The sequence below is a fragment of the Micromonospora sp. NPDC051925 genome (genome assembly GCF_044548625.1).
In the GTDB taxonomy this organism is placed as follows: domain Bacteria; phylum Actinomycetota; class Actinomycetes; order Mycobacteriales; family Micromonosporaceae; genus Micromonospora.
This window is the reverse complement of the sequence record NZ_JBIUCH010000021.1, coordinates 56,452-68,291: the sequence shown is the minus strand read 5'-3', so window position 1 is coordinate 68,291 and position 11,840 is coordinate 56,452. Positions and strand designations below refer to the sequence as shown.

5 protein-coding genes are annotated in these 11,840 nt (G+C 68.3%); all 5 read right to left on the bottom strand.

Annotated elements, in window-relative coordinates; genetic code table 11:
* Positions 1–46: 46 nt before the first annotated feature.
* Genes ACIG87_RS25730 through ACIG87_RS25710 form a run of 5 tightly spaced genes read right to left on the bottom strand, consistent with a single transcriptional unit; the run spans position 47 to position 10,289 of the window.
* Complete coding sequence (locus ACIG87_RS25730; protein ID WP_396853879.1) at positions 47–1,210, bottom strand: MalY/PatB family protein; 1,164 nt, start codon at positions 1,208–1,210, stop codon at positions 47–49.
* Positions 1,211–1,212: 2 nt separating this feature from the next.
* Positions 1,213–2,445 (bottom strand): condensation domain-containing protein, encoded by a 1,233-nt coding sequence (locus ACIG87_RS25725; protein WP_396853878.1) that lies wholly within the window; start codon positions 2,443–2,445, stop codon positions 1,213–1,215.
* The gene (locus ACIG87_RS25720; protein ID WP_396853877.1) at positions 2,442–4,853 is read right to left on the bottom strand and encodes an amino acid adenylation domain-containing protein; all 2,412 of its coding nucleotides are present in this window, start codon (positions 4,851–4,853) and stop codon (positions 2,442–2,444) included. Before ACIG87_RS25720 ends, ACIG87_RS25725 begins: the two co-directional genes overlap by 4 nt.
* Positions 4,837–8,262, bottom strand: a complete 3,426-nt coding sequence (locus ACIG87_RS25715; RefSeq protein ID WP_396853875.1) for an amino acid adenylation domain-containing protein — start codon at positions 8,260–8,262, stop codon at positions 4,837–4,839. Before ACIG87_RS25715 ends, ACIG87_RS25720 begins: the two co-directional genes overlap by 17 nt.
* A gap of 29 nt (positions 8,263–8,291) precedes the next feature.
* Positions 8,292–10,289 (bottom strand): B12-binding domain-containing radical SAM protein, encoded by a 1,998-nt coding sequence (locus tag ACIG87_RS25710; protein WP_396853874.1) that lies wholly within the window; start codon positions 10,287–10,289, stop codon positions 8,292–8,294.
* Positions 10,290–11,840: the final 1,551 nt, after the last annotated feature.

The window sequence follows — 11,840 nt, the reverse complement described above, 5'->3', positions numbered from 1 at the left end:
GCGGACAGGGCCGGCGCCCCGCCACGGCGACAGCCGACAATCATGATCATCGAAGTGTTCGTGCCATGCGGTGCACCGCCTCGGTGAGGACGGCTCGGGAGGTCGCCAGGTTAAGCCGGGCGAACCCGCGGCCCTCAGCGCCGAAGTACGGCCCGCCGTACAGCGCGACCCGGCTGCGCTCCGCCACGAACAGCGCCGGATCGTCGCCGAGCCCGTACGCGCGCATGTCGAGCCAGGCCAGGTACGTGGCGGACGGCGGTTGGAACTGGATCTTCGGCAGGTGGTCGGCCAAGAGTTCGCTGAGGAGCGCGGAGCGTTCGCTGATCCCCACCCGAATCTCGTCGAGCCAGTCCTGGCCGTCGCGGAAGGCTGCTTCACTGGCCAGTACGCCCCACAGGCTCGCGCCGACCGCGAGCTCCTGCCGGATCTCCACTCTGTCGGCGTCCGGCCCTGGAACGAGGATCGCGGCCTTCAGCCCGGCGAGGTTCCACGCCTTGGAGGCGGAGTGTGCGCTGAAACCGCGCGCGGCCGCCTCGGCGTCCACGGACGCGAACGGCACATGGCGTACGCCCGGCATCGTGAGGGGTGCGTGTACCTCGTCGGCGATGACCGTGACCCCGTAGTGGTCGGCCAGCCGGCCGATGGTCTCCAGTTCCTCCCGCGTGTGCACCAGACCGGTCGGATTGTGCGGATTACAGAGTATGTAGGCTTTGGCACCTGCGGCGAAGTCGGCGGCCAGCCGGTCCGGGTCGAAGTGGTAGACGCCTGCTTCATGCCGCAGCGGGCTGGACACCACCCTGCGGCCGAGGTAATCGACGTGGTGCATGAAGGGCCCGTACACCGGAGTCGACACAACGACCGGATCGCCGGGCCGGGTCAGCGTCTTCAACGCCACGTCCACTCCGGCCATGATGTCGGCGACCAGCACCAGATCACTCGGCTCCGGCCGCCACCCGTAACGGCGACTTGCGAAGCCTGCGAATGCCTCAGGTAGGCCGCCCGGGGCGGCGTAGCCCGTGTCGCCCAACACCGCAGCCTCCTGCAGGGCCCGCAGGATGGACGGCGCGAGAGGTGTGTCCATCTCGGCCACCCACAGGGACAGAACGTCAGAATCCACGTCGCGCCACTTCAGGCTTCGGCGCCGTCGCAGCAGGTTCGGTGCCGTCCGCTCGAAGGGCGAGGATGCGTGCCCTGTCGTGTCGTCACGCATGGTCACTCCTTTCCGGTGGCGAGACGGCCGAGTCGCACGGTGACGGCGGTCGCCAGTCCGGCGAGCCGGACCGCCCATCCACTGCACTCCGGTGCCTGGACGACCACCTTCAGATCGCCCGCCTCGGTGTGACACATCAATGCCTGCACCTCGAACTGGGAGCCGAGCGGATGCGTGACCATGTTCTGCATCCGTACGGGGCCGACCCGGTGGACCACGCGATCCCAGCCCTGGCTGATCAGTGACGTCTGCATCAGTGGCAGGCGGTCTCCGCGCATGGTCTGGATGGACGCGACCAGCTCCGCGAACGGTAGGTCCGGGCTGCTCAGTGTGCCCACTTGCGATGCCCACACCCGGCCGATCGCGCCCGGCGCACGTGGTCGGCGCATCCTCATCGGCAACACGTTGATCTCGCAGCCGACCTCGTCCAGCCGGTCGCCGCCGCGCAGGGCCACGGCGACGCCGACACAGAAGTCGTCACCCCCGCCGATGTCCCCCAGCGCCTGCGCGTACGCCGTCAGGAGCAGCGTGAACAGGGTGACGTCCTGCCCCCTGGCCACCGCGCGCAACTGGTGCACCGTCGCCTTGTCGCACCACGCTTCCGTCTCGACGATCCGGGCGTCGGCGAGATCCCACTGCAGCGGCGCGGGCTCGCCGCCGGGCAGGTCCGGCACGCCCTCCACCTCGCCGCGCCAGTAGGCGAGCTGTTCGCCCAGCCGGGCCGGGTCGACCACGTGTGCCGGCATCCGCGGCCGCACCGGCAGGTCGATCGCCTCTCCGCGCAACCGGGCACCGTAGGCGGCTGCCAGGTCACGCGTGAAGATCTCCTGAGACAGCCCGTCGAAGGCGACGTGATGCACCACCACATGAAGCAGCGCGCCGCTCGCGTCCGGCACGACGCCCATGCGGATGAGATCACCCGTGTCGAGGTCGAGACCCGGGGTCAGCAGCTTCCTGGTCACCGACTCCGGGGTCAAGTGGTCGGCCAGCAGCATGGGCACTGCGGGCGGGATCCCCCGGGGCGGCCGGCGGTACAGCTGCCCGTCGTGGAAGAGGAAACCCGTTCCCAACGCCTCATGGCGGTGGACGACGGCCCGGAACGCCTCTGTCAGAGCCGTTACGTCCACCGGTCCGTCCAGGCGGATCGTTTGGTTCGCCAGGTGGGCGAGCGCGCCTGGCGCGATCTGTTCGGCGAACCAGAACTGGCGTTCGCCACAGGATGCGAGCTGCGTCAACGGATCTCGGCCCTTCCCCCATCGCGTGTCATGCTCCTGACCCGGGCGGCGAGACCGGCGATCGTGCCGCACTGGACCATGTCCGCCCAGGTGAGCCCGGGATCGATCCGCGACATGGCACGCAGCATGTCCATGGAGTCGACGCCCAGGCCGACCAGGCTGGCGTCGCGGCTGATCCCGTCCACGGCGAGGAGCTCGCCGAAGATCGTGGCGATGCGGTGCTCGACCTCGTCGGTCCACAGCGGTCCGTCCGTGGAGTTCCGCAGCGGTGCAGGATCCGGCAGCGCGGCCCGGTCGACCTTGCCGTGCAGGCCCAGCGGCATCGCCGGGATGACCACGATCGTCGCCACGACCATGTAGTGCGGGAGCATCGTCGCCAACCGGGTCCGCAGGACCTCCGGCAGCAACACCTGGCCCACTTCGGGAACGACATATCCGACCAGCCGGTCGGTGCCGCCGTGGGGTCGTGTCACCACCACCGCAGACTTCACCTCCGGGCTGCGAAGCAACGCAGCCTCGATCTCGCCGAGCTCGATCCGCACCCCGTTGACCTTGACCTGGAAGTCCAGCCTGCCCAGCAGCTCGATGACTCCGTCTTCGCCATAGCGCGCCATGTCGCCGGTGCGGTAGAGCCGCTCGACGCCGGCCGGGTACAGTGACCGCTCCACGAACCGTTCCGCCGTCTGCACGGGCTGATCGACGTAGCCCTCGGCCAGACCGAGACCGGCGAGGTGCAGTTCGCCCGCCACGCCGATGGGCACCGGCGCATCATGGGCGTCGAGGATGTAGGCCCGCTGGTTGCGCATGGGCACGCCGTACGGGATCGTCGTCCACGCCGGCTCCACGGCGTCCACCTCGAAGATGGTGGAGTACACCGAGGCTTCCGTGGCACCGCCGAGCGCGATGAAGCGCGATCCGGGTGCACGCTGACGGATCCGCTCGGGCAGGGTGGCGGGAATCCAGTCGCCGGCCAGCAACGCCACCCGAAGCGGCAGCACGCCGGTGTCGCCATGGAAGTCGAGGTCGTCCAGGACCGCTTCGAGCAGCGCCGGCGTCGAGCTCCACACCGTCACGTCGTGCCGGCGCAGCAGGGCGGCGAGGTGCCTGAGATCCCTGTGCCGGCCGACCGCCGGCAGGACCACGCAGGCGCCGGCGAGGCCGAGCCCGAGCAGTTCGTACACCGACATGTCGAAGGTCTGGGCGGAGACGCTGACCACCCGGTCGCCACCGTCGACATGCAGCCGGTCGTTGAGGTCCAGCAGGTTGTTCAGGACGCCCCGATGCCGCAGGGCGATCGCCTTCGGGGCGCCGGACGAGCCAGAGGTGAACATGACGTAGCAGAGGCTCATCGGCGACACCACCGCATCGGGGTTGTCGGATCGTTGCGCGGCGATCGCCGCCGCCTCGGTGTCGAGGCACAGGACAGCCGACCCGCCTAGGTAGCGCGCCCGGGTCACCGCCGACCCGGTGATCGTCACGGCACAGTTCGCCGCCTCGATCAGCTGGACCACCCGTTCCTGCGGAAACTCCGGATCGATCGGGATGTACGCGCCGCCGGCCTTCATGATCGCCAGCATCGCGACGACAAGCGCCGGAGTCCGGTGCAGGTAGAGCCCTACGCGGGTGTGCGGCCCCACGCCCAGGTCTTTGAGACGGTGCGCCAACTGATTGGCGCGGCGGTTGACGTCGCCGAACGAGTAGGCGACGTCGTCCTGGATGAGGGCGGTGGCATCCGGGGTCGCCGAGGCGACCGTCTCGAACTGCTCATGGATGCAGCTGTCCACGACCGGGCCGGCGGTGTCGTTCCACTCGACCAACATCATCGCCCGCTCGCCCTCGGTCAGCATGGGCAACTCGGACACCGCCAGATCCGGAGCCGCGATCGCCGCGTCGAGCAGGACGCCCAGGTGTGCCATGGCCCGCGTGAGCATCGCCTCGCTCAGCCGGGTGCGATCGAACCCGGCCTGTACCGACAGGCCGCCGTCACACTCGGTGACCGCAACCGCGAGCGTTGCCGCGTCGCCGGGGTACTCGTCCGGGAGGTCACCGTTGACCGTGACCACGAACGGCGACGGTGCGGCGGACGCCTGCGCGGAACCGAGCACTGAGCGAAGGCTCGCGCCCGGTGGGAACGCGAAGACTCTCGCACGGGACGGCTGTTCGGGACTGCCGCCGATGGCGATCGTGACGTGCCGCTCGCCCGAGTAGCGGTGAAGCACCGTCGCGAAGGCGGCAAGCACGAGATCATCCGCGTCGGTGGCAAGTTCCCGGGCCGCGGCGCGCAGGCCGGGTCCGGACGGCCGCGGCAGCGGAACGTGCACCCGCGTCGGCAGCGGCGGGCGTCCCGGCCGGGGCTGCGCCGTACGTTCGAGGAACGGGGACAGCATCGGGTCAGGTGCCTGGTTCATCGGCGCTCCTTCTGCTGGTGCCGGAGTCGTCGTCCATCTCGGCGAGGTCGGCCGCGAGGCGGCGGGCCAGGAACTCGACGCCGGGGCGGCGGAGGATCCCGTGGTGGTCGCCGGGAACCGTGCGGACGGCGACGCTGCCGGCGTGTGCCTTCCAGGTCCCCTCCACGGCGCTGGGCCACGACGAGCCGGCGGCCTGGTAGACGATGACGTCGGATCGGATCGGCAGGGGCCGGTATCGGGTGACCGCCGCGAGGTGTTCCCGCATGACCTCCAGCCGACGACGTACGTCGTCGTGTCCCAGAATGAGGAAGTCCTCAGGCAGCCGCAGCGCGTCCATGGCCGCCCGCAGGCCCGACGATCCGCCGGCGTGCCGCCAGCCTGCCGGTCCCAGCAGGCCGACCTCGGCGAGGGCGCGGTCCACGAGCGATGCGGTGGCCAGATAGCCGTCGCGTCCGTCGCCGACCGGCAGCGCGGAGTCGAGCACGACGAGACGCCGCACCCGGCGACCGTCGGCTTCGATCAGTCGGGCGGTCTCGAACGCGATCACGCCGCCGAGGGACCACCCGCCGAGGACGTAGGGGCCGTACGGGTCCGCCGACCGCAGCGTCGACCAGTAGGCGCTCGCCATACTGGTCACATCCGCGTCCGGCACCGCCTCCGGTGAGGCGGCACGCGCCTCGATGCCGATGAGACGGGCCTTGTCGCGCAGTTCGGCGGCCAGGGCCAGATATCCGGTCACCGCACCGCTGGTCTCGTGGAACCAGTACATCGTGCGCGCCGCCCGGCTGTTGTTGAGCTGTACCAGTGCAGGTGCGGACTGCCCGGTCTCGGGGTGCGCCGCCGCGACCGTCGCCAGCGTCTGGTGCTGGAAGACCATCCGCGGAGTCAGGCCCAGGCCCGCCCCGCGCGCCCGCGCCACTACCTGGATGCTGAGCAGCGAATCTCCGCCGAGTTCGAAGAAGTTGTCGTGGCGGCCGATGTGTTGGATGCCGAGGACTTCGGTCCAGATGCGGGCGATGGTGTGTTCGTCGGGTGTGTGGGGTGGTTCGTATGGGGTTTGCAGGTGGGGGCGGTCGGTGGGGGCGGGTAGTGCGGCGTGGTCGGTCTTGCCGTTGTGTGTGAGCGGGATGGTGTCGAGGTGGGTGAACGATGAGGGAATCATGTGGTCGGGTAGGTGCTGTTGCAGGAAGGTTCGCAGGGTGGTGGTGGATGGTGGGGTGTGGTGGGTGACGAGGTATGCGGTCAGTCGTCGGTCGCCGGGGGTGTCTTCGCGGGTGGTGACGACGGCTTCGCGGATGTCGGGGTGTCGTCGGAGGGTGGTTTCGATTTCGCCGAGTTCGATGCGGAAGCCTCGTATCTTCACCTGGTTGTCGCGGCGGCCGAGGTATTCGAGTTGGCCGTCGGGCAGGCGTCGGGCGAGGTCGCCGCTGCGGTACAGGCGGGCTCCGGGGTTGTCGGAGAACGGGTGTGGGACGAATCGCTGTGCGGTGAGTTCGGGGCGGTTGCAGTAGCCGCGTGCCAGGCCGTGTCCGCCGATGAGGATCTCACCGGGGACTCCGATCGGGACCAGGTTGTCGTCGGCGTCGACAAGGTAGACCTCGGTGTTGGCAATCGGACGACCGATCGGCGAGGTTCCCGCACCATGGCGTATGTCGTCCAGGCTCAGGTCCCGCACGCTGACGTGCACGGTCGTCTCGGTGATCCCGTACATGTTCACCAGCCGCGCCGACGGCGCGACGGCCGCGTCCGTCCAGGCGACAAGGCTGCGGGGGTTGAGCGCCTCCCCACCGAAGATCACTATTCGGACGGCCAGCTCCGGTCGTCCCCGGCGCCGTGGGGCCACACGCCGCAGCATGCCGAATGCTGACGGCGTCTGGTTCAACACCGTCACCGACTCCTGCTCCAACAGGTCGTACAGCGCCTCCGGGTCTCTGGCCGTGTGCCGGTCCACGACGACGAGCCGCCCCCCGAAGGCCAGACATGCCCACATCTCCCACACCGAGAAGTCGAAGCTGTAGGAGTGGGCCAGCGTCCAGACGTCGTCGGGACCGACCTGGAACTCCTGCTCGGCCGTGTGGAGAAGGTTGACGACGTTGTGGTGTGTGGTCTGGACGCCTTTGGGGAGGCCGGTGGATCCGGAGGTGTAGATGATGTAGGCGAGGTTGTCGCTGGTGGTGACGGGGCTCGGGTCGGTGGTGGGTTGGCCGGCGATGGTGTTCTGTGTCTGGTCGATGAGCAGGTGGAAGGCGTGGGCGGGCAGCACGGCGCGGGTGGTGGTGTCGGTGATGATCAGGGGGGTGGCGGTGTCGTCGATGATGTGGGCCAGTCGCCGGGTCGGGTGGTCGGGGTCCAGGGGGACGTAGGCGCCGCCTGCTTTGAGCACTGCCAGGATCGCGGTGATGGTGTGGGGAGTGGGGGGTAGGCAGATACCGACGGGGGTCTCCGGACCGATGCCGTGCTGCCGCAGGTGGTGGGCAAGCTGGTTGGCCTGCTCGTTGAGCTGGCGGTAGGTGACCGTCTGGGCGCCGTGGCTGATCGCGACGGCGTCGGGCCGGTCGGCGGCACGCTGTTCGACGAGTTGGTGGATGAGCGCGTGGCGGGGGTAATCGGCGGCGGTACTGTTGAACCCGGTGGTGAGCTGGCGCCGCTCGACGTCGGTGAGCATGTCCAGGTGCCGGACCCGGGCGTGCGGGTCCCGGGTGACATTGGACAGCAGGGTCAGCAGGTGCCCGGCCATCCGCTGGATCGTCGCCGACTCGAACAGATCGGTGCTGTAACACAGATCCACGTGAAAGCCGGCGGGTGTCTCCTCAACCGACATGGTCAGATCGAACTTGGCAGCGACCGATCTCGGCGGTGTCTGCTCGATACGCAGTCCCGGCAGCCGCCAGTCGTCGTGGTGGGCGTTCTGCAGAACGAACATGGCCTGGACCAACGGCGTCCGGGACAGGTCACGGGCTGGCGCCAGCTCCTCCACCAGCCGCTCGAACGGCATGTCCTGATGCTCGTACGCATTCAGCGCAGTGTCCTCGACCTGGGCCATCAGCTGCTCGAACGTCGGATCGGCCGACAAGTCGGCCCGCATGACCAGAGTATTGACGAAACACCCGATCAGAGCCTCGGTCTCAGCGTGGTTACGCCCCGCGACAGGCGTACCGACAGCCACATCGGTCTGCCCGCTGTACCGACACAGCAACACCTGGAACACACTCAGCCACGCCACGAACGGAGTCGTGTCACGCCGCGAAACCAACCGACGCAACCCCTCCGCCACCCCAACCGGCACATCGAAACCGAACACCGCCCCCGCACCGGAACGCACCGCCGGCCGAGGACGATCCGACGGCAACTCCAACACCACAAGCCCAGCAAGCTGCCGCCGCCAATACTCCAACTGCCGATCGAGCATCGTTCCTCCTGCCTTCGGGCGTGCCGAGGTCACTCGGTCGTCGATCCGTGTGAGGACGTCGGTGTGACTTCCACCCGTTCGGGGGCGGCGGACTCCGTCCGCTCGGGGTAGGTGCGCAACTCCGACTCGTTGCGCGTGATCCCCCAACGCTTTTCTGTCTCGAGGTGGATGCGCCAGATGTCGTCGACCGTGAGGAGCTTGGTCGAGACACCCTCGTACGCCTCCTCGAAGAACGTGAACGGTGGCTTGGACCGCATCGGGCTGTGGTAGTCGAGGTCCGTCTGTCCGTGCTGCCTGGCGATGGCCGTGCCAGGGTGGTAGGTGAGGATGTTCGGGCTGGCTATCGCGATGAACGACTCATCGATCAGCTGCCCGATTCCCTCGATGGTCTCGGTCACGGTGTCGGGGGTCTCGCCGTCGAGCCCGAACAGCACGGAGGTCCCCACCGGTATCCCGGCCGTTTTCAGCAGGGCCAGCGCCTCTCGGACCTTTAGCGCCCACGGACGGCTGTCGCGGACCAGCAGGTTCTTGCGTACGCGGGACATGACCACGTCGGACATGCTCTCGATGCCGATGTAGATGTACGAGCACCCCGCCAGGCGCATCCGCTCGAGTGTTCGCAGTGTCCGGCCCGAACCACGGTCCTGCAGCAGCACGTCGACAGTCAGCTGGCCGCCCCACCGCAGGTCACGCCAGCGCTGCCTGCTTTCGGGATCAGCGAGGACGGCATAGCGCTCCAGCAGCTCGCCGTCGCTCAGACCCCGCACCTCGCACATCGCCTCGGCGAAGTCCTCGACCGCGCTCCACCGGCCGGACCACAGCACCGGGTCGTCGAAGAACGCGGCTTCGGCCCGATAGGACACCAGGCGGGCGAGCCGTTGGATGACGATGTGGGTGTCGTCGCCGGAAAGGCGGGCCCCGGCACCAGTCACCGCGGAGCTTTCCGAGCAGAACGTGCAGCGGAACGGGCAACTCGCGGCCGTAAGAAGGTGTGCGGTCCGCCGGGAGCCGCTGCCCGGCGCCGGGAAGACCGTGAAGTGCGATCGGATGGCGAACGGATCGTAGGGCGTGACGTCTGCCGGGGGCGGGGCGCCGGATCCCAAGCAGGGAATGGCGATGGCCCGATGGGGTGCGTCGACCAGCGCGACGACGCCATCGCCGGTCAGCTGCCATCCGAAGTCGCGCAGATCCCGCATCCGCCGTGCCACTTCTGCCGCTGTTGGCAGGTCGGGGTGCCCGGTGCCCATCGCCAGTAGAACCGCGATGCTGAGCAGATCGAGCAGCGGGCTGCCGGCCCCCGACACCACCGCGTTGATCGGTGCCGGTCGCCGACCGCTCGTGATCACACTGACCGTGCTGCTGGCATCGAGCACCACTTCGCGCTTGCGCGGCGACCACGACATGGTTTCATCGGCATGCCGGCCGCCAAGGATGATATAGACGTGCGGCAGCACGTCCCGGGCGATCTGCGCCATCTCCAGGGCGTACCGGTGCGCCGCCGACACACTGCTGATCAGCAGGACCCGCGGGCGCAAAGACGTCAGGACCGCGCGGAACGCCCGGCGGGTGTCGGCGTTCCAGACCCGGGGGTCGAAGACGAGTTCGTCGGCCACCTGCGGCCGGCGGTCGAGCGGAGTGCGGATGCCGTCGTCGGTCGCCACGGCCCTGTACGCGTCGTCGGGAAGCCGGCCCCAGTCGAGTACGGTGTCGCGCAGCGGTTCACGTGCGCTCCATTGGCTGTTCAGAGCGGCGGTCGACTGCGCGATGGTGTCCTGTAGCGCGGCGTACAGGCACATGGGATCGCCGGGATATTCGATCACGCCCTCGGTGTCGGTGACGACCGGCGCGAGGACAGCGAGGACGGGAACACCGATCGCGCCGCCGGGCACCCGTTGTCCGGGGTGGCCTTGCCGCGCCTGGAGTTCGTCCCGCCGCCGCTGAAGGAGTGCTTCCAGCTCGATGCGGCGCTCGAGGTCCTGCGCCTCCGACGCCCAGAAGTCCAGCAGTCGCACGTCTTCGGTGCTCATGATGTCGCCAGAAGATCGGCCGGTGTTGCGAGCAGGTGATGGTTCGCCCTCACAGCACGCCCCCTCGGAGGACGTGAAGGGGCTCGTCCGCGGTGGCAACGGGTGCGGCGGTAGGTCCGCCGACCACGAATCGTGACCGCAGGCGGCCGGACGCTGTGTTGTGCCGTCGAGGGTCGGAACCTTCCAGAACATCCATCACGGAAGTCCACTCCTTGAATTGATCGGTTATTCGCCGAAATGTCGCAGAGGGCACGTGGTCAGCCTCACGCCGGCCCGGACAGGGGCGTCACAGAACGGCGGTCTATGCCTCTCGGGACGGGCAGCAGGAGCCAAATGCGTCAACCGCATGACCACGTATCCGCAGGTCGGAGCGGATCAGTCGTCCATCTTTCAAGCTGAACACGTACCGCAGAACGCTCACGACGAACCTACGACCAGAGGGCCGAGTGGATATCGCGTTCGCCGGGCAGCGCCGCGAGAATCGCGTCGGCCGGTCGTCCCTGGCGACTTCCGGGCGATATGCGGACAGCGATCCGTGCACCTATACAGCCGATCTCGATGCTTAAGCTGCGGGCCGGGAATCGACTGACTCCGGCCCGGTGTCGACGCCACTCGGTTCTCGCGCGTGAACTAACAGCATCCAGTTCCCCGTTTAGATTGATTGGCATGCCGCCCGATCGACGACACCGTCCTTCCCACCACGCCGCGTTGGGTGACCCTTCTCGATCCATTAATCGTCGGCTGCGCCGGTGCGCTGCGCATCGCATGCAACGTCACCTCCGCCCCGTCACCGGTGTTAGCCGTCAACAATAGCCGTGGATATCCACAGTAGATGGCCGGTCGTACCGAGCCAAAGATTTACAAGTATCCGAGTCCGACAGGGGCGGTCGACTGAGATGGCCAGCCAGGGCCCCGCCACTTCACATCGTCATACGTCGCGTCATGGCGCACCCCGCGACTTCGCGATGTCCCGCCGGGCGGGACATCGCGAAGTCGCGGGGCACCGATAGAGCACTCCCCCACCGGAACAGCGTAAATTATCGGCGCCTCCCCGGAGCGCACGCGTCCAAGCCATCGGCAACGTCATGATCATCTCCTTGCCGAAACTGCGGCGAGGCGTCCACGTGTCGCGATTCGATGAAGGCGGGCGGCGGCTGTCCGGGCCTGCCCGATGATTCCGCCATCAGCGAACGGCGGGCACCGTGACACTGTCCCGGACTTCCGCCGCCCGTCGATGCTGAACATGCGTTTCGTGACGCCGAGGGCCGGTAGACCGCGTGACACGTGTCCGGCCGCGCCGCCGCCGCGCCTTGCCGAATGCCGATTCCTTGGGCAGGATCGAACACCTATTACTCACCTCACATGCCCGTCTCACTACCACCTCGGCGGTTTACCGGGTTGGCCAATCGCGTGCCCTTTCGGCTCATCGTGATGACGCGCGGGCGGTCGTTCACAGCTATTCCGTCGGCTAGTCGTGGATGATCATGAAAGGAGAACCCGTGCCATCTGTGTTGACCGGCCCGCACGGCGGTCCGGACGACGGGCGGTCCT